Source organism: Kocuria tytonicola (assembly GCF_003687455.1).
In the GTDB taxonomy this organism is placed as follows: Bacteria; Actinomycetota; Actinomycetes; order Actinomycetales; family Micrococcaceae; genus Kocuria; species Kocuria tytonicola.
Map to the genome: position 1 here is coordinate 1 of NZ_PHOA01000013.1, position 17,889 is coordinate 17,889.

A 17,889-nucleotide genomic window follows, 5' to 3' on the forward strand; every position below is an offset into this window, starting at 1 on the left:
GAACAGGGGGTGTGCGGGCACGCGCTCGGGGTTCGTGCCGTCCAGGGCGGTCCGGGCCCACTCGGGGTCGCGGGAGAGCACCTTCTGCAGCAGGAACTCGAACTCGTAGCGCAGCTGCCCCGTGCTCACGGTGATGGACAGCGGCTCGGAGCTCGCCTCCCGCACCAGCCGGGTGCGGTCGAAGCTGTAGCCGCGGCGGTCGGCCTCGTCCGCGACGCCGTGCAGGTACGTGGCCACGAACAGCACCGGGTCGCTCGTGGCCCGGAAGCGCTGCAGCTGCGGGTGGCGGGTGTAGCCCTTCGTCTCTCCCCGCAGCACCTTCTGGGCCAGCAGCCCCTCCCGCCAGCACGCCACCAGGGCGCGGCGGTCCAGCAGGGACGGGTGAACTGACCACAGACGCATGCCCCCATTCAACCGTGGAACACCCCGGAACCTCCAAGCCGGTCCCCAGCCCGCTCCCGTAGCGTGGGGACCTCCCCTGACGACCACGCGCGGAGAACTCCCTCATGCCCCTGCCCCTCACCCTGGCCGCCACAGCATCCGAGCAGAGCACGCAGCTCTCCGGCATCGCCGGTTGGGTGGTGGACGTCATGGAGACCATCGGGGCACCCGGCGCGGGACTGCTCGTGGCGCTGGAGAACCTCTTCCCGCCGTTGCCCTCCGAGGTGATCCTCCCGCTGGCAGGCTTCACCGCGAGCCAGGGCGGCTTCACGGTGGCGGGCGCGATCTTCTGGACCACCCTCGGCTCGGTCGTGGGGGCCGCCGCCCTCTACTGGATCGGTGCGGTCCTCGGACGACGCCGCCTGCGCACCGTGGTGGACCGCATGCCGCTCGTGGACCTCGCGGACCTGGACCGCACCGAGGCGTGGTTCGACCGCCACGGCCGCAAGGCCGTGTTCTTCGGGCGGATGATCCCCATCTTCCGTTCCCTGATCTCCGTGCCCGCCGGGATCGAGCGCATGCCGCTGGGCATCTTCCTGCTCCTCAGCGCCACCGGGTCCCTGATCTGGAACACCGTCTTCGTGCTCGCGGGGTACTACCTGGGGGAGAACTGGCACGTCGCGGAGCAGTACGCCGGGGTGTTCTCGCGCGTCGTGGTGGTCGCGGTGGTTTTCTTCGTGGCCTGGTGGGTCCTCCGGCGCGTCCGCCGCAACCGGGCGGCGCACGGATCCGTCTGAGGGGCGAGCCGCCGGCGGGGCGGGGTCCGCGTGGGAGCCGGCCGGGCGGCGTCGTGGCGGGAGCGTGGTGTGTCCAACGTAACAGGTGTGAATTTTCGGCCGTCAGCCACCTCGTATTCACCGTTTGACCAGTAGCATTGTCCGTGTGGCGCGCCCCCGGAAGTTCGATGAGACCACCCGTTCGGCACTGATCCGCGACGCCGCTGAGCAGATCCTGGCCGGCGGCGTCGAGTCCGTCTCCCTCCGGCCGCTCGCCGCGAAGCACGGCTGCTCCACCACTGCCATCTACACGATGTTCGGCAGCCGGGACGCGCTGATCGCGGCGGTGCGCGAGGAGGCCGTCCAGAGCTACCGCCTCGCCCAGGGGTCCGCCATCGCCGACCGCGCCCCCCTGGCCAACCTCCTCGAGATGGGGAGGGCCAGCAGGACGTGGGCACTGGCCTACCCGGAGCTGTACCACGTGATGCTGGGCCGGGGTGAGGCCTGGGCGAGGACCGTTGCCGAGGAGAGCAGCGCGAGGCAGCGGGAGTACATCGTCGAGGCCATGCGGCCCATGAACGAGCTGATCCGCCTGGGCATCCGGGAGGGGTCGTTCCACGACGTCCCGGTGTCGCGGATCGGGGCCACCCTGTGGACGGGTGTGCACGGGTGGATCGCCATCGAGATGACCCGGCCCGTGATCCCGGATCCGGAGGTCGACGCCGATGCCGCCTACGACCAGCATGTCACCGCGCTGCTGCGCGCCTGGCACGTGGACACCCCGTTGGAGCACCGTCCCTGAGGAGTCAGCCGGGATGGAAGTGCCCGCACCGGTCCGCGCGCCCGCGTGGCACGGTCCCCGCAGCCGCAGCCGCAGCCGCAGCCCCGGACTCCGGGTGCCGCCCTCGGACCGCGGCGCGGCACAGCCGCCCACGGTGGCGGACGGCGGCGGGGCCGGTGGGAGAATGGCGGCATGAGCACTTCGGAGACCTTCTCGTTCCGCATTGCCGACCGTCTGCGCGGGGTGGACTCCTCACCCGTGCGTGACCTCCTGGACGTGGTGTCCAGGGAGGGGGTGATCTCCTTCGCGGGCGGTGTCCCGGACCCCGAGTACTTCGAGGTGGCGGACATCAAGGCGGCCTACGACTGGGTGTTCGAGCACCAGCCCCAGCGCGCCCTGCAGTACGCGTCCAGTGAGGGGGAGCGGGAGTTGCGCGAGCAGGCCGCCCGCCGCATCAGCCGCCACCTGCCCACCACGGCGGAGCAGATCCAGGTGACCACGGGATCCCAGGAGGGGCTGTTCGTGGTGGCCCAGGCGCTCGTGAACCCGGGGGACACCATCCTGGTGGAGCGCCCCACGTACCTGGCCGCGGTGCAGGCCTTCGACCTCAACGGCGCGCACATGGTGGGCGTCCCCACGGACGAGCACGGTGTGCTCCCGGACGAGCTGGAGCGGCTCATCGGGGAGCACGCCCCGAAGTTCGTGTACCTCATCCCCTCCTTCCAGAACCCCTCCGGCATCTGCATGTCCGTGGAGCGGCGCCAGGCCGTGGCGGACGTGCTGCGGCGCACGGGCACCGCCCTGGTGGAGGACGACCCGTACGGCGAGCTCTGCTACACGGGCGAGCCCCTGGCGCCCATCGCGTCCCTGCCGGGGATGTCCGCCCAGACCATCCTGCTGAACTCGGTCTCCAAGATCATCGCACCGGGTGTGCGCGTGGGGTGGATGCGCTCCGAGGGCCCCATCCAGTTCACGCTCACGGTGGCCAAGCAGGCCATCGGGCTGCAGTCCCCGGTCCCGGACCAGCTGGCGGTGGCCCGCTACCTGGAGACCGCCGACGTCGAGGCGCACCTCGAGCGCGTCCGTCCCGTCTACGCCGAGCGGGCCCGCGCGATGTACGCGGAGCTCGAGACGGTGCTGCCCGCCGGTGCGCAGATCACCCGCCCGGACGGCGGCATGTTCCTGTGGGTGCGCCTGGGGCACGGGATCGACCCCACCCGCCTGCTGCAGCTGGCCGTGGCGGAGGGGGTGGCCTTCGTGCCGGGGGAGTCCTTCTACGCCCACGACCCCGACACCTCCACCATGCGGCTGTCCTTCGTGACCCACGGACCCGAGAAGATCCGGGAGGGCGTGGACCGGCTGCGCCGCGCCCTGGAACGCTACGAGGCCGAACGGGGCTGACCGGTCAGCCGACCGCCGCCGCCCCGCCCGCCGAAAGGACACCCGATGAGCGTCAAGCCGCTGCCCGTCCCGTCCCTGGAGGACACGCTGTCCCGGTTCCTCACCGCGGTGGAGCCCCTCGTGGACGGGGACACCCTGGAGCGCACCCAGCGTGAGGCGCGGCGTTTCGGCTCCGAGGAAGGCCCCCGGCTTCAGCAGGCCCTGGAGGAGTTCGCCCGCGCGGAGGACACCGAGGGGCGCAGCTGGCTGTCTCGGCAGTGGCTGGACGGCTACCTCACGGTCCGCACGCCCCTGCCGCTGAGCACGAGCGTGGGCTTCCAGATCACCGGGGACTTCGGCGCGCCGGGTCCCGGCCGTGCCGCCGAGCTCGTCCACCGCGCCGCGCAGGTGCACCTGCGGCAGCTGCGCGGGGAGACCCCGCAGGAGGTCGACCCCCGGGGCAACCCCGTGAGCATGGACCAGTGGGAGTGCCTGGTCGGCGGGATCAGGCACCCCCGTCCGGAGCGGGACGAGATCCGCGGACCGGGACGTGCGGCGTCGTCCCCCGGGGCGGGGGCCGGTGGCGCGGAAACGCGCGCGGCTGCCGCGCCCACGGCCGACGACGCCGCGATGCACGGCACGCACGGCACCGGCACCTCCGCGGGGGAGACCGTGGAGATCGGGGTGATCCACCGCGGGCGGCTGTACGCGGTGCCGGTGAGCACCGCACGGCTCGAGCCCCTGCCGCTGCGCTCGCTCGCGGCGGGGCTGCGCGCGGTGCTCGAGCGGGACGAGCCGCGCGAGCACGAGCTGCCGTTCGGAGCGCTGTCCTACCTGGGCAGCGGCACCGCCGCGCCGCTGCTGGAGCGGCTCACCGAGAACCCCCACAACGCCGGGGTGTACAAGCGCATCACGCGCATGCTGTTCATGGTGAACGTGGTGGAGGCCGCCGCGGAGACGGGTGAGCACCTGGAGCGCGCGGCGTTCGAGGTGGGCCACGCGTGGGCCTACAAGCCCATCACGTACGAGGTGTGCCTGGAGGACGACTGGCTGGCCATGCTCGTGGAGCACAGCACCGTGGACGGCGCCACCATCCTGGCCGTGGCGGGCGCGCTGCAGGACGCCGTGGTCCCGGACGAGCCGCCCGCCGCGGGGGTCCCGGCTCCGGAAGCGCTCGCGTGGCAGCTGGACGCGCCGCTGCGCGACGAGCTGGTGAGCGCGGTGGCGGAGTACCGTTCCCGGTCCGCCCTGCTGGGCGTGCACCGCGTGTTCACGCCCCGCCCGCACCGTGCGGAGCTGCCCTTCCGGATCAGCGACGACGCCGCGCAGCAGTTCATCATGCTCCTCGCCCAGCTGACCACGTACGGCAGGGTGCGCGGCGTGTACGAGGCCGTGGACATGCGCGAGTTCCGGGCGGGGCGCACCGAGTGCCTGCGCCCCGTGACCCCGCAGGCGGTGGAGTTCGTGCGCGCCCTGCACGAGGGCACGGCCACCGAGGAGCTCTTCCGCGCGGCGCTGAACGCCCACCGCGACTGGGTCAAGGCCTGCAAGCGCGCCCACGGCGTGGACCGCCACCTGCTGGGCCTCGCCATGACGGCGGAACGGCTGGGGGAGCGTTCCCCGTTCTTCGACTCCCCGGCGCTCGCCGCGCTGCGCCACGACTTCCTGTCCACCACGTCGATCGGTGGGCCGGACCGGATCGTGCGGTTCGCCTTTGCGCCCACCACGCCCGAGGGGTTCGGTGTCACCTACACCGCGTGGCCCGAGGGCTACGAGTTCTGCGTGAACCACCGCCGGGACACCAGCGAGGACCTGGAGGGCTTCGCGCACCACCTCACGACGGCCGCGCGGACGCTGTGGGAGTTCGTGGGGACGTTGCAGGTCTAGTTGCCCGTGTCCGGCTCCCGGCCCTGCACGTCCGTCAGGGCGCCGATCCCGCCGTCCGCGGGCTGCGGCTGGGTGCGCTGGTCCGCGGGGCACGCCTGCTCCTGCCCGCGGGCCATGCCCACGGTGCGCTCGTGCGCGGTCTGGTCCTTGACCGGTGCCGGCGTGCCCCGTCCGGTGAGTCCGTGTGCTCGCCGCAGTTGACGGTGTGCGGTCCGGGTCACATAGTGGCAGGCAGGAGTCACAGCGCGGTGGCCCAGTGAGCGCCGCGCGGTCCCGTTCCCTCCTCCCCGATCCAGAGGTTGCCATGTCCCACATCGTCAGCGGCCCCGAGGGCCCCGCCGGCCACGGCACCGCGGACCACACGCCGGGTGCTCCGGCGGTCCGCGCGCACGATCCCCGCAAGGCCCGCCGGGCGCTCATCGGCGCCTACGTGGGAACGTCCCTGGAGTGGTACGACTTCTTCCTGTTCGGCACCACCGCCTCCATCGTCTTCGCGCCGCTGTTCTTCGGCGGTGACGATCCCGTGCTCAGGACCATCCAGTCCTTCCTGCTCTTCGGCATCGGGTTCATCGCGCGTCCCATCGGCGCGCTGCTCGCCGGGCACTTCGGGGACCGGCTGGGCCGGCGCACCATCCTGATGGTCACCATCGTGGTCATGGGGGTGGCCTCCGCTCTGATCGGCGTGCTGCCCACGTACGAGACGGCGGGCATCGTGGCGCCCGTCCTGCTGGCCGCGATGCGCTTCGTCCAGGGCATGGCCGCCGGGGGTGAGTGGGGCGGGGCCACCCTCATGGCCGTGGAGAACGCCCCCGAGGGCAAGCGCGGCTTCTACGGCGCGGTGGTGCAGCTGGGCTCTCCCACGGGCACCATCCTCTCCTCGATGATCGTCGCCGCGGTGGTGGCGCTGTCCGGGGAGAAGTTCCTGGAGGGCGCGTGGCGCATCCCGTACCTGCTCTCGATCCTGCTGGTGGTCGTGGGCGTCTGGATCCGGCTGCGCGTGGACGAGACGGACGACTACAAGGACGCCCAGGCCGCCCGCGCCGCCTCCTCCGAGAAGGAGGGCCTCCCGGTCCTGGAGATCCTCCGCACGGTCCCCGGGCGGCTCGCCATCGGCGTGGGCACGTACCTCTTCGGCAACGCCGGGTTCTTCGTGCTGACCACGTTCATGATCAGCTACGCCACCCAGCAGCTGGGTGTGCCCTCCACCGTGATCCTCACCGCGATCACGTGGGGCGCCGTGGCGGAGATCGTGACCATGACGATCGCGGGCAAGGTGGCGGACCGGACCTCCCCGTCCATCGTGGTGGTGGTGGGCTACGCGATTGCCGCGGTCCTGGCGTTCCCCATCTTCTGGCTCGTGGACACGCGCAGCACCGTGCTCATCACCGCAGCCATGGTGCTGGGCATCGGCTTCGCCTCCATCCCCTACGCCCCCGTGGGCACCGTGCTGACCCAGCTCTTCCCCGTGAAGGTGCGCTACTCGGCCATTGCGCTGTGCGCCAACATCGCGGGCGTCGTGGCAGGGTTCATGCCCGCGCTCGCCGCATGGATCCTGGGGGTCACCGGTGGGACGTCCACCGGGCCCACCCTCCTGCTGCTGGCGCTCGCTCTGATCTCCCTGGCGTCGTCGATCGGCGCGCGTCGCGTGATCCGCCGGGACGAGGAGCAGAACGTGGACCAGATCTCGGGAGACCTGCTGAACCGGTGACCCCGGTGGAGACGAGGAGCAACGCATGAACGAGCAGCCCGCACGCAGCATCACCGTCCTGGACGCCGTGGTGCACCGCCCCGGCGGCCGGTACCGTTCCGCACCGGAGTCCGTGGTGGTCCGGGACGGCGTCATCGCCTTCGTGGGGGACGCCGCAGAGGCACGACGCCGCACGGCACCGGGTGCGCCGGTCGTGGACGCGGGCGGGCGGTACCTCATGCCCGGTCTCATTGAGACCCATGGCCACCCGGGGCTCTACGCCCGCCTGGCCCTGAACGCGGACTGCCGCCCGTCCGTGACACCGCGAGCGGGCGACGTCGTCGCGGTGATCCGGGAGGCCGCCGAGCAGACGGAACCGGGGCAGTGGGTGATCGGCTGGGGCTACGACGAGCACCGCATGGACGGGGGCGGCCCCACCCGCGCGGACCTGGACGAGGCCGCCCCCGAGCACCCGGTGTACCTCAAGCGCACGTGCGCCCACATGGCCCTGGTGAACACCGCGGCCCTGGAGCGCATGGGCATCACCGCGGACACCCCCGACCCCGCGGGCGGGTGCATCGTGCGGGACGCGGCCGGGGAGGCCACGGGTCTGCTGCAGGAGACGGCCATGTCCCTGGCGGACCTGCCCGTGAGCGGCGCGGACGAGCTGCTCGCGGGGATGCGCGTGGCCCAGGAGGACTTCGCCGCGTGGGGGCTCACCACGGTGCACGACATGAGCACCGGGCCTCTGGAGATGGGGACCTACCTGCGGCTGCAGGAGGCCGGAGAGCTCACCACCCGCTTCCGACCGTGGTACTTCGCCCTGAAGCTCGGGGACTTCCACGGCAGCTACGACGAGGTGATCGGCACCGGGATCCGCAGCGGGCTCGGGGACGACATGGTGCGGATCCAGGGGATGAAGTTCATCCTGGACGGCTCCGTGGGCGGGAGGACCGCGGCGGTGGCGGAGCCCTTCGAGGGCACCGACTCCCGCGGGATCCTCTACTACGAGACCCCCCAGATCCTGCCCATGGCGGCCCAGGCGCTGCGCAACGGGCTGCGGCTGGCCATCCACGGGATCGGGGAGCGCGCCGTGGAGCAGGCGCTGGACCTCATCGAGGGGGCGGGCCGGGAGGTCGCCCGGGAGGCCGAGGACCCGGAGGTGGCCTACGAGCAGGCGGTCACGCGGCGTCGTCACCGGGTGGAGCACTGTGCGCTGCCCACGGAGCAGGACCTGCGGCGGCTGGCGGAGGGGAAGATCATCGCGGCGGCCTCCACGGCGTTCGTGCACGAGCTCGGGGACTCCTACGTGAAGAACCTGGGACCGGAGCGCATGGCGCGCACGTACCCCATGCGTACCCTGCTGGACCGGGGGATCGTGGCGCCGTGCAACTCGGACTTTCCCGTGACCACCGCCAACCCGTGGCTCGGGATCTCCGCTTGCGTGACCCGCAGGACGGTGTCCGGGCAGGTCACGGACACCGCGCAGAACATCACCGTGGCCGAGGCCCTGGACGCGTACACCGTGGAGGCCGCGAAGGCGTCCTTCGAGGAGCGCAGGACGGGCTGTATTGCGGAGGGGTTCCTGGGAGACTTGGTGCTGCTGGACCGTCACCCCTTCGAGGTGGACGTCCGAGAGCTGCAGGACATCACCGCGGAGCTGACCGTGTGCGACGGGCGGATCGTGCACCGCACGGACTCCGTCTGAGCCGCGACACCCGTGGCCCGGCACACTGCCCGCCAAGGATCCACAACCTGAGATCGAAGGAGATCATCATGTCCGAGAATCCTGCTGTGCCCCCGATGCTGAACGCCGAGTGGGTGGAGAAGGCCACGCCCGAGCGCTTCGCCGGGCAGACCGTGGTGGTGACCGGAGCGGCGTCGGGCATCGGCCGTGCCGTGGCCACGCGTGTGGTGGCGGAGGGCGGCCGCGTGGTCGCGGTGGACCTCGCCGAGGACGGGCTGAAGAGCCTCGCGGAGGAGCTCGGTGAGAACCTCGTGCCGGTCACCGCGAACCTCACAGAGGAGGACGCCGCGCAGAAGGTCGTGGCCGCGGCGGACGGGCGGGTCGACGCGCTCGTGAACAACGCCGGCATCATGGACAACTTCGCCCCGGTGCACGAGGTCACGGACGCCACGTGGCAGCGCGTGTTCGCCGTGAACGTGGAGGCCATGATGCGCCTGACCCGCGCGGTGGTCCCGCTCATGCTCGAGGCCGGGCGCGGCAGCGTGGTGAACCTGGCCTCCGAGGCGGGGCTGCGCGGTTCCGCCGCGGGCATCGCCTACACGGCGTCCAAGCACGCGGTGATCGGCATGACCCGCAACTGCGCGTTCATGTACGCCACCTCCGGGCTGCGCTTCAACGTGGTGGCTCCGGGCGGCGTGGCCACGGGCATCCAGATCCCGAAGGACGCCTCGCAGTTCGGCGGCGCGCGCCTGGCCACCGTCCAGGCGAACATGCCGGGCGTGGCCAGCGCGGCCCACCTGGCGTCCTCCATCTGCTTCCTGGCCAGCAACGACGGCGTGAACGTCAACGGCGCCGTCCTGCCCTCCGACGGCGGGTGGTCCGCGGTCTGAGTCCGCCCTCGCGGGTCCCGGTCCGCCGCCCGGTACGACGATCCCCGCGTCACCCTCTCCGGGTGGTGCGGGGATCGTCGTCGTCCGGGGATGTGCCGTCAGGCCTGCACCTGGGACTTCGGGGCCGGTGGGGTGGTGCCCTGGCCGGTGAAGTAGGCGACCACGCGACCGTCGGCCTCCAGCACGACGTCGCAGATCTGGTTCCTGCCGAAGCTCACCCGGCGCGTGGCGGTGGCCGTGATGGTCTGCCCGGTGTGCGCGGGGGCCGTGAACGTGATCTCGGCGTTGCGCGTGACGATCGGCGCGCCCGCGGTGGCGCAGCAGTAGGCGAGCGTGGTGTCCGCGAGCGTGAACAGATACCCGCCGTGGCAGATGCCGTGGCCGTTGGCCATGAAGTCCGTGACGGCCATGGACATGCTCACCTTCCCCTGCTCGATCTCCCCCAGCTCGATCCCCAGGTGCAGCGGGGCGGGGTCGTTGCGGAGGATCTCGTGCAGCAGCTCGCGGATGGCGTTCATGTCGGTGGGATCGGCGTACATGGTGGTCCTTCGGTCGAGGCTCGGCCCGCAGCGGCGCGGACCCGGGGGCCGTGCCCGAGGGCGGGCGGGCGGCGCGGTCTGAGAACACTGTAGGGGCAGGCAATGCCCCGGCCGCCCCGGTGACAGCACCGTGGGAGGACGACGCCGCGCGGCGCCTTCCCCGCCCCGCTCGCCTGGGCGGTGCCGACGCGAGCGGCGGGCGTAGCATGCGAGCACGGGCCTGCCGGGCTGCAGGGTGGATCGGAGAGGGGGGTGCATGGCCGGTCAGGGAGTCACGGGTCGCCACGCGGGTCTCACCATGACCCAGTGGCGGACCATCATCAATGCCTCCTTTGCGGCCGTGCGGATCACTGCGCCCGCGGAGAACGAGTTCCGTGCGGACCTCACCACGGTGGAACTGGACGACGTCCACCTCTTCGACATGACCACCGGCGCCCACCGCGTGCAGCGCACCCCGGAGCTCGTGGCCCGGGATTCGGGGGAGTACCTCAAGCTGAGCCTGCAGCTGGAGGGGGCAGCCCGGCTGCGCCAGGACGGGCGGGAGTGCGTGCTGCGCCCGGGAAGCCTGGGGCTCTATGCGGCGTACCGGCCGTACGAGCTGGTGTTCGACGGCCCCCAGCACAGCATGGTCATGACATTCCCCCGCTCGGTGGTGCAGCTGGTTCCCGCGCAGCTGGACACTGTCACGGCCCAGCGCATCAGCCAGGACGAGGGCCTGGGCCGCGTGGCCGTCCCTCTGTTCCGCAACCTCGCGCACAACATGGACGTGCTCCACGGGCCGCACGCCCGCAAACTCGTGCGCTCGGCCCTGGACATGCTGGTCAGCGTGCTCTCCGCGGAGGTCCTGGACCCCGCACAGGAAGGCGCCGGGGACCTGCTCGTGCAGCAGGCCACCGCGTACATCGCGGACCACCTGGCGGACCCGGAGCTCTCCCCGGGCTCGATCGCCCGCGCGCTCTACGTCTCGGTCCGGCAGCTGCACAGCCGTTTCGCCGCCCAGCACCTCACCGTGGTCGCCCACATCCGCGCCGTGCGCCTGGCCGCCATCCGCGCGGACCTCGCGGATCCGGCGCACCGCGCGGAGACCGTGCACACCATCAGCGCCCGCCACGGCCTCGTGGACCCCGCCCACGTGAGCAAGAGCTTCAAGGCCGAGTTCGGGGAGACGCCCTCCGCCTACCGGCGCCGCCTCTTGGCGCAGTCCTGAGCTCTCATCACACCACCCAGGTGGCGGGGTTGTCGCTCCGTGCATCGGGGTTGTCGTGGACTGCCGGTCACGTGTGAGATCGGCGCGCACCCGTGTGATTCCCGGCACAATGGGAGCAGTCGCCCGAGCGCGCCCGCGCCGGCCCCATCTACCCCACGAGGAGCCCCCGTGAACACCTGTCAGGACCTGCTCTCGGCCATCACCGACCCGTCCGGCCGCGAGATCCTGGACCCCGCCACCGGCGAGGTGGTCGGCCGCGCCCACGAGTCCACCACCGCGGAGCTCGACGCCGCCGTGGCCGCCGCCCGTGCGGCCCAGCCGGACTGGGCGGGACTGGGTCACGCCAGGCGCTCCGAGTGCCTCCACAAGGCTGCGGACGCCGTGGAGGCGAACGCCGAGGCGCTCGCGGAGCTGCTCTCCCGCGAGCAGGGCAAGCCCGTGAAGAACGGTCCGAATGCAGCGTTCGAGGTGGGCGGCTGCGTGGCGTGGCTGCGGGCCAGCGCGGACTTCCCGCTGGAGCCCGAGGTGCTCGTGGACGACGAGTCCGGCCACGCCGAGATGCACTACGTCCCGCTCGGCGTCGTGGGGGCCATCGGGCCGTGGAACTGGCCCATGATGATCACCGTGTGGCAGGTGGCCTCGTCCCTGCGCATGGGCAACACCGTGGTGGTCAAGCCCTCCGAGTACACCCCGCTGTCCGTGCTGGGCCTGGTGCACGTGCTCAACCAGGCGCTGCCCGCGGACGTCCTGCACGTGGTCCCCGGCGGCGGTGAGGTGGGCAAGGCCCTGTCCTCCCACGAGGGCGTGGACAAGATCATGTTCACGGGCTCCACCAGGACCGGTCAGGCCATCATGCGATCCGCAGCGGACGGTCTGGCGCGCCTCACCCTGGAGCTCGGCGGCAACGACGCCGGCGTGGTCCTCCCGGACGTGGACCCCCGGGCGATCGCCGGTGACCTCTTCTGGGGCGCCTTCATCAACACCGGCCAGACGTGCGCCGCCCTCAAGCGGCTGTACGTCCACGAGGACGTGTACGACGCCGTGTGCGAGGCGCTCGTGGACGTGGCGCGCCAGATGCCCATGGGCAACGGGCGCGAGGAGCAGAACGTGCTCGGCCCGCTGCAGAACAGGCAGCAGTACGACATCGTGGCGGGTCTGGTGGAGGACGCCAGGAACGGCGGCGGCCGGGTGCTGATCGGCGGGGACCCGCAGGAGGACCAGCCCGGGTACTTCTACCCCACCACGCTCGTGGCGGACCTGCCCAACGACAACCCCCTGGTCACGCAGGAGCAGTTCGGCCCGGCCCTGCCCATCGTGAAGTACTCGGACGTGGAGGACGCCATGGCCATGGCCAACGGCCTGGACGTGGGGCTCGGCGCCTCGGTGTGGAGCTCCGACACCGAGAAGGCAATGGCGGTGGCCCAGCGGCTGGAGGCCGGCACCGTGTGGATCAACAAGCACGGCGGCGTGGACCCCCGCATCCCGTTCGGCGGCATCAAGAAGTCCGGCTTCGGCCTGGAGTTCGGTGTCGAGGGGCTCAAGTCCGTGGCGGCCAGCAAGGTCATCTCCCGCTGAGCCTGCTCCACCGTGCACGACGGCGTGGGCGCCCCGGACAGCTCCGACGGTCCGGGGCGCGCGCACGTGATGGTGCCCGGACGGGGTCGTCGTCGTTTCCGGGCGCGGCCGAGGAAGGGGGCGGGCGCGGCGTCGCCGGAGGCCGTCAGGAACTTTCCGCGGGAATGGTGTGGCAGGGATAGGTGTTGCACAACCGACATGGCAACCGATCTCGCCGGAGGGAACCGCATGCCCACCCTGTACGACCCCATCACCGTAGGAGCCTTCGAGCTCAGGAACCGCGTGGCCATGGCGCCGCTCACCCGGATGCGCTCCGACGAGGACGGCGTGCCCAAGGACATGAACGTGGAGTACTACGCGCAGCGTGCGTCCGTGGGCCTGCTCGTCACCGAGGGCACGTCCCCCGCCGTGACGAGCCGCGGGTTCTGGGGCCAGGCCGGGATCGAGACCGCCGAGCAGGCCCTGGGCTGGTCCCGCGTGGCGGAGGCCGTGCACGAGAAGGGCGGCGTGGTGTTCATGCAGGTCATGAACGCCGGTCGCGTGTCCCATCCCGAGCTCACGGGCGGGTCCACCCCTGAGGCCCCGAGTGCCGTGGGCGTCGACCAGAGCACCCACGTGCCCAGCGGCAAGCGGCCCATCCCCGTTCCCCGCGCGCTCGAGGCCGACGAGCTCCCCCGGATCCGGCAGGAGTTCGTCTCCGCCGCCCGCCGCGCCGTGGACGCCGGGATCGACGGCGTGGAGATCCACGGCGCGAACGGCTACCTGCTCCACGAGTTCCTGGCCCCCTCCGCCAACCACCGCACGGACGAGTACGGCGGCTCCCCGGAGAACCGGGCGCGCTTCGTCGTGGAGGTGGTGCGCGCCGTCGCCCAGGAGATCGGGGCGGAGCGTGTGGGCCTGCGGATCTCGCCGGAGCACAACGTGCAGGGCGCCGTCGAGGACGACCACGACGATGTCCGCGCCACCTACGCCGCGCTGTTCTCCGGCCTGCGGGACCTGGGACTGGCGTACCTGTCCGTGCTGCACAGGGACATCGACGGGGAGTTCGTGCAGGAGCTGCGCGGCCAGTTCGACGGCGCGTTCTACCTCAACAGCGGCTTCAGCGAGTACACCGAGCTGGCCGAGTCCGAGCACATCATGGCGGCTGACCTGGCGGACGGTGTGATGGTCGGGCGTGAGCTGGTCGCCAACCCGGACCTGGTGCAGCGCTGGCGGGACGGTCTGGAACTGAACACGCCGGACCCCAAGACCTTCTACCTGGGCGGCCCGAAGGGGTACGTGGACTACCCGTTCGCCACGGAGCGGATCTGAGCCCAAGCCGCGTGCCTCGTGCGAGCTGATGAGGACGCGGCACGCGGGGCCTCTGGCCGGCTGGGTTGACTCCGGGAAGTGGAGGCAGTAGGTTGAATATCAGTTGTTGAAGTTTCGTTTTGTATTTTAAGCAGTACCCACCAACCATGGTGCGGCGGTTTTTTTGAAGAAACGTTCATGGCAAGCATCGCAACGCCGAGCCCCCGAAATTCGGGATGTGCTCACTTTCTTGCAGAAAAGGCAGGTCTGACATGACTACTGGCACCGTCAAATGGTTCAACGCTGACAAGGGCTTCGGCTTCATCGCCCCCGAGGACGGCTCTGACGACGTCTTCGCCCACTTCTCCGGCATCAACTCCGGCGGCTTCCGCTCGCTCAACGAGGGCGACAAGGTGGAGTTCGAGGTGCAGCAGGGCGATCGCGGCCTGCAGGCCACGAACATCTCGGTGATCTCCTGATCATCATTTCCTGAACGGCGAGCAGCCGTCGGAAAACCACGAAGACGCCCTGCCGTTATCGGCAGGGCGTCTTCGTGGTTTTCCGGGATCACCCGCCCAGCAGCATCCGCGCCCCCTTCTCCCCGATCATGGCGGAGGGGGCATTGGTGTTGCCGTTGGTGATGAACGGCATCACGGAGGCGTCCACCACCCGCACGCCCGCCATGCCGTGCACCTGCAGGGTGGCGGGGTGCACCACGGCCAGCTCGTCCGTTCCCATGCGGCACGTGCCCACCTGGTGGTGGTAGGTGGTCACGGCCCGGTCCATGTAGGCGTCCTCGGCCGCCTCGTCCATCTCGCCCTCACCGGGGTAGATCTCCCGGGCACCCCACTCATCCGCCAGGGGCGGGGCCGCAACCATGGCACGCCCCTGCCGCAGGGAGACCCGCAGCGCCTCCCGGTCCCGGGGGTCCGAGAAGATGTTGGGGTCGTAGTTCGCCGGGTCCGTGCTGCTCGGCCCGGTCAGGGTGATCCGGCCCCGCGAGTACGGGCGGGTGAGGCCCGTGTGCAGCGTGAACGCGTTGGCCGGGCCCTGCATCCAGTCGTCGTACATGGGAACGCAGAAGTGGAGGGGCTGGGTGTCCGGGCGGTCCTGGTCCGCGGAGGAACGCCAGAACAGGTGGGTCTGGGTCACGGCGATCTCGTCCTCCGGGTGCTCGATGGGCCGGGCCGTGGCCTCCGCGATCACCGGCACCAGGAGGTGGTCGTGCAGGTTCTCCCCCACGCCGGGCAGGTCCAGCACCGGTTCGATCCCCACCTCCCGCAGGTGCTCCGCCGGGCCGATCCCCGAGCGCATGAGGATCTTGGGGCTGTCGAGTGCCCCGGCACACAGCACCACCTCGTCCGCGGAGATCACCTCGCCCCCGTTGTCCTGACCCGCCGTGGGCTCGGAGGCGTCCACGCCCTCCACCTCGGCGATCGCCCCGGCGTGCAGCTGCACCCCGGTCACTCGGCCGTCCGCCACCATGAGGCGCTCCACCACGGCACCCGTGCGCACCTCGATGGCGCCGCGCGCCACCCACGGCTTCGCGTGGGACGTGTACGTGGTCACCCTCCTGGTGCCCCGCACCGTGAGCTGCTCCTGGGAGATGCCCTCCTGCGGCCCCGCGTTGTAGTCCTCGTTGAACGGCACCCCCACGGCCTCGGCCGCCGCGATGATCGCGTCGAAGATCGGGCTGCGCTGGTAGCTGCCCACCACGGGAACGAGACCGTCGGTGCCGCGGGGTGCCGCGGCGTCGTCGTCCTTGGTGGGGCCCTCGTAGGCCTCCAGTGCCTCGAACACCGGGGCGACGTCGCTCCACGCCCAGCCGTCGCAGCCCGCCGCCGCCCAGTCGTCGTAGTCGAGCGGGTTGCCGCGCACCCAGATGGCGGCGTTGAGGGCGTGGGAGCCGCCCAGCACCCGCCCCCGCGGCCAGTGGATGACCCGGCCGGACGCGTGCTCCTGGGCCACGGTGAAGTAGTCCCAGTCCTCCCGTCCGTGCCACAGCTCGCCCATGCGGGAGAGGGAGGCGATGGCCGGATTGGTGTCCTCCCCACCGGCTTCCAGGAGGGTGACGCGGTGCCCGGCCTCCGCCAGACGCCCGGCAACGATGGATCCTGCGGTTCCTGCGCCCACCACCACGATGTGGCGGGGGGCCTGTGCTGTGCTGGTCATGCTCCCAGTGTGTGGGGTGTGCCACAGCGTGTGTGGGTGTGGAGTGCAGAGGTGTTGGGGATGCGTGCGGGCCCGGCGCGGGACGCCTCCGAGCCGCCAGAACACACACCCCCCTGACGCGCGCACTCCCCGTCCCCAGCCCTCGCTGCAAAAACTGAGCAACTGCGGATTTTCGCCGACGCCGCTGCGTTTGCTCCACTTCGCAGCTCGCCGTGGGGCCCGTGTCGGCATCCTGCATCGCCCCCTCTGCCCGGAACCGACCGTGCGGAGACGACCTGGCCGCGTGGCACTCCCGGTAGGATCAGCGGTGTTGCCAGGGGATTCTCCGCGCGTGTGGTCGGGTGCGCGGCCGTTCGCCTTACCCCGGAGCCTGTTCATGACATCATCGCGATCCGCCCTGTCCCTGCCCGCCGTGGGTGGCTGGCCCTTCCTCGTCACCGCACTGATCGGCCGTCTCCCCGCCGCCACGGTGCAGCTGGGGCTCCTGCTCTACGTGAGCGGAGCCGGTCTGGGTCTGGGGCTCGCCGGAATGACCGTGGCCGCGGCGGGCCTGGGCTCCGCGATCGGTGCGCCCGCGGTGGGCAGACTCGTGGACCGGTTCGGCCCCCTGCCCGTGGTGCTGGGTGCCACGGTCGTCCAGCTGATCGGCATGGGCTCCTTGCTCGCCGTGGTGCTCCACGACGCCCCGCACGCACTCATCCTGGTGTGCGCCGCCGTGATCGGCTCGGCGAACCCGCAGGTGGGCGCGATTGCGAGGGCGCGCTGGTCGGCGCTGGCGCGGCGGCGTCGTCTGCCGGGGCTCGTGAGCAGGGCGCTGGGGTACGAGACCGCGTGCGACGAGGTGGGCTTCATCCTGGGGCCCGTGATCGCGGGTGTGCTGCTGGGGCTGTTCGGGCCGAACCCCGCACTGCTGCTGCTCATGGGGTGGGTGGTGCTGGGGCAGGGGTGCTTCATCGTGTACCTGCTGCGACGGCGCGGGCTCACCGTGGACACCCACACCATGGACGTGACGGACGGGATCGCACCGCGGATCCGGTGGACCCTGGTGCTGCCGCCCATGCTCGCGTGCCTGTGCGTGGGCACGGTGTTCGGCTCCACCCAGACCGCGCTCGCCGCCATCAACGCGGCGCGCGGCACCGAGGGCTACACGGGGGTCATCTACGGCTGCATGGGTGTGGGCAGCGCCCTGGCCAGCGTCCTGGTGTCCCGGCTCCCGCAGCGGCTTCCGCTCTCCCTGCGCGTGGTCGTGGGTGCGGTGCTGGTGTCCACGACGTCGCTGCTGCTGCTCAGCATCCCGGGCCCCCTGGTGCTCGGCGTCCTGTTCGCCCTGGCCGGGCTGGGGGTGGGGTCCATGCTCGTGAGCGCATACACGCGGGGCGAGCACGCAGCACCGTCACACCGGATCGCGAGCGTGATGACCACACTGACCACATGCCTGGTGCTGGGGGTGTCCTTCGGCTCGGCGCTCGGTGGAGTGCTGTCCGAGGTGCCGCAGCGGGGGTTCCTGCTGACCCTGGGCGCCGGGCTCACGGGACTCGTGGCCGCGGTGGCGATGCACGTGACGCGGCCGCGGGAGGTCGCGCGCCGGGTGGTGTGAGCGCCGCCGCGGTGGCTCCCCAGGCGGGCCCGGGCCATGA

The 17,889-nt window shown here is 71.5% G+C and carries 16 protein-coding genes; 12 read left to right on the forward strand and 4 right to left on the reverse strand.

The window, feature by feature from the left end:
* Positions 1 to 402: pyrimidine dimer DNA glycosylase/endonuclease V (locus CWC38_RS03065; RefSeq protein ID WP_121845361.1), on the reverse strand; the 402-nt coding region annotated here is incomplete at its 3' end.
* 104 nt (positions 403 to 506) lie between these two features.
* Between CWC38_RS03065 and CWC38_RS03070 the strand changes: the two genes are divergently transcribed.
* From CWC38_RS03070 to CWC38_RS03085, 4 genes are all read left to right on the forward strand, one after another.
* Complete coding sequence (locus CWC38_RS03070) at positions 507 to 1,178, forward strand: DedA family protein (protein ID WP_121845362.1); 672 nt, start codon at positions 507 to 509, stop codon at positions 1,176 to 1,178.
* A 145-nt stretch (positions 1,179 to 1,323) separates the two neighbouring features.
* Positions 1,324 to 1,959 carry a TetR/AcrR family transcriptional regulator gene (locus CWC38_RS03075; protein ID WP_124035141.1) on the forward strand — a complete coding sequence of 212 codons (636 nt, stop codon included), beginning with the start codon at positions 1,324 to 1,326 and terminating at the stop codon, positions 1,957 to 1,959.
* A gap of 171 nt (positions 1,960 to 2,130) precedes the next feature.
* Positions 2,131 to 3,339, forward strand: coding sequence for an aminotransferase-like domain-containing protein (locus CWC38_RS03080; protein ID WP_121845364.1), 1,209 nt, complete (start codon positions 2,131 to 2,133; stop codon positions 3,337 to 3,339).
* 45 nt (positions 3,340 to 3,384) lie between these two features.
* Positions 3,385 to 5,205, forward strand: coding sequence for a choline/carnitine O-acyltransferase (locus CWC38_RS03085; RefSeq protein ID WP_121845365.1), 1,821 nt, complete (start codon positions 3,385 to 3,387; stop codon positions 5,203 to 5,205).
* On the opposite strand, the gene CWC38_RS12010 is transcribed toward CWC38_RS03085, so the two are convergent.
* Positions 5,202 to 5,426 carry a hypothetical protein gene (locus CWC38_RS12010; protein ID WP_124106137.1) on the reverse strand — a complete coding sequence of 75 codons (225 nt, stop codon included), beginning with the start codon at positions 5,424 to 5,426 and terminating at the stop codon, positions 5,202 to 5,204. The genes CWC38_RS03085 and CWC38_RS12010 overlap by 4 nt on opposite strands.
* 83 nt (positions 5,427 to 5,509) lie before the next feature.
* Here CWC38_RS12010 and CWC38_RS03090 point away from each other — a divergent pair, with 83 nt between their 5' ends.
* The 3 genes from CWC38_RS03090 to CWC38_RS03100 all read left to right on the forward strand — a co-directional run bounded on the left by CWC38_RS03090 (position 5,510) and on the right by CWC38_RS03100 (position 9,469).
* Positions 5,510 to 6,913 (forward strand): MFS transporter, encoded by a 1,404-nt coding sequence (locus tag CWC38_RS03090; RefSeq protein WP_121845366.1) that lies wholly within the window; start codon positions 5,510 to 5,512, stop codon positions 6,911 to 6,913.
* 25 nt (positions 6,914 to 6,938) lie between these two features.
* Positions 6,939 to 8,600: an amidohydrolase gene (locus CWC38_RS03095; RefSeq protein ID WP_121845367.1), complete on the forward strand. Its 1,662-nt coding sequence runs from the start codon at positions 6,939 to 6,941 to the stop codon at positions 8,598 to 8,600.
* Positions 8,601 to 8,668: 68 nt separating this feature from the next.
* The gene (locus tag CWC38_RS03100) at positions 8,669 to 9,469 is read left to right on the forward strand and encodes an SDR family NAD(P)-dependent oxidoreductase (protein ID WP_121845368.1); all 801 of its coding nucleotides are present in this window, start codon (positions 8,669 to 8,671) and stop codon (positions 9,467 to 9,469) included.
* 98 nt (positions 9,470 to 9,567) lie between these two features.
* On the opposite strand, the gene CWC38_RS03105 is transcribed toward CWC38_RS03100, so the two are convergent.
* The gene (locus tag CWC38_RS03105; RefSeq protein ID WP_121845369.1) at positions 9,568 to 10,008 is read right to left on the reverse strand and encodes a PaaI family thioesterase; all 441 of its coding nucleotides are present in this window, start codon (positions 10,006 to 10,008) and stop codon (positions 9,568 to 9,570) included.
* Between the two features lie 256 nt (positions 10,009 to 10,264).
* On the opposite strand from CWC38_RS03105, the gene CWC38_RS03110 reads away from it, so the two are divergent.
* The 4 genes from CWC38_RS03110 (at position 10,265) to CWC38_RS03125 (ending at position 14,559) form a co-directional block, all read left to right on the forward strand.
* Positions 10,265 to 11,215, forward strand: coding sequence for an AraC-like ligand-binding domain-containing protein (locus tag CWC38_RS03110; RefSeq protein ID WP_121845370.1), 951 nt, complete (start codon positions 10,265 to 10,267; stop codon positions 11,213 to 11,215).
* Between the two features lie 168 nt (positions 11,216 to 11,383).
* Positions 11,384 to 12,790, forward strand: a complete 1,407-nt coding sequence (locus CWC38_RS03115; RefSeq protein ID WP_121845371.1) for an aldehyde dehydrogenase family protein — start codon at positions 11,384 to 11,386, stop codon at positions 12,788 to 12,790.
* 228 nt (positions 12,791 to 13,018) lie between these two features.
* Entirely contained in the window at positions 13,019 to 14,101 is a 1,083-nt protein-coding gene (locus tag CWC38_RS03120; protein WP_121845372.1) for an alkene reductase, read from the forward strand.
* A 251-nt stretch (positions 14,102 to 14,352) separates the two neighbouring features.
* Positions 14,353 to 14,559, forward strand: a complete 207-nt coding sequence (locus CWC38_RS03125; protein WP_012399300.1) for a cold-shock protein — start codon at positions 14,353 to 14,355, stop codon at positions 14,557 to 14,559.
* An 88-nt stretch (positions 14,560 to 14,647) separates the two neighbouring features.
* Here the strand turns inward: CWC38_RS03125 and CWC38_RS03130 are convergent, their stop codons facing one another.
* Positions 14,648 to 16,252: a GMC family oxidoreductase gene (locus CWC38_RS03130; protein WP_121845373.1), complete on the reverse strand. Its 1,605-nt coding sequence runs from the start codon at positions 16,250 to 16,252 to the stop codon at positions 14,648 to 14,650.
* A 376-nt stretch (positions 16,253 to 16,628) separates the two neighbouring features.
* Here CWC38_RS03130 and CWC38_RS03135 point away from each other — a divergent pair, with 376 nt between their 5' ends.
* The gene (locus CWC38_RS03135) at positions 16,629 to 17,849 is read left to right on the forward strand and encodes an MFS transporter (RefSeq protein ID WP_121845374.1); all 1,221 of its coding nucleotides are present in this window, start codon (positions 16,629 to 16,631) and stop codon (positions 17,847 to 17,849) included.
* The last annotated feature ends 40 nt before the right edge of the window (positions 17,850 to 17,889 follow it).

Coding starts and splice junctions, on each gene's coding strand:
- CWC38_RS03070 (WP_121845362.1), top strand. CDS start 507: ATGCCCCTGCCCCTCACCCTGGCCGCCACAGCATCCGAGCAGAGCACG.
- CWC38_RS03085 (WP_121845365.1), top strand. CDS start 3,385: ATGAGCGTCAAGCCGCTGCCCGTCCCGTCCCTGGAGGACACGCTGTCC.
- CWC38_RS03100 (WP_121845368.1), top strand. CDS start 8,669: ATGTCCGAGAATCCTGCTGTGCCCCCGATGCTGAACGCCGAGTGGGTG.
- CWC38_RS03130 (WP_121845373.1), bottom strand. CDS start 16,252: ATGACCAGCACAGCACAGGCCCCCCGCCACATCGTGGTGGTGGGCGCA.
- CWC38_RS03125 (WP_012399300.1), top strand. CDS start 14,353: ATGACTACTGGCACCGTCAAATGGTTCAACGCTGACAAGGGCTTCGGC.
- CWC38_RS03090 (WP_121845366.1), top strand. CDS start 5,510: ATGTCCCACATCGTCAGCGGCCCCGAGGGCCCCGCCGGCCACGGCACC.
- CWC38_RS03135 (WP_121845374.1), top strand. CDS start 16,629: ATGACATCATCGCGATCCGCCCTGTCCCTGCCCGCCGTGGGTGGCTGG.
- CWC38_RS03110 (WP_121845370.1), top strand. CDS start 10,265: ATGGCCGGTCAGGGAGTCACGGGTCGCCACGCGGGTCTCACCATGACC.
- CWC38_RS03105 (WP_121845369.1), bottom strand. CDS start 10,008: ATGTACGCCGATCCCACCGACATGAACGCCATCCGCGAGCTGCTGCAC.
- CWC38_RS03095 (WP_121845367.1), top strand. CDS start 6,939: ATGAACGAGCAGCCCGCACGCAGCATCACCGTCCTGGACGCCGTGGTG.
- CWC38_RS03120 (WP_121845372.1), top strand. CDS start 13,019: ATGCCCACCCTGTACGACCCCATCACCGTAGGAGCCTTCGAGCTCAGG.
- CWC38_RS03080 (WP_121845364.1), top strand. CDS start 2,131: ATGAGCACTTCGGAGACCTTCTCGTTCCGCATTGCCGACCGTCTGCGC.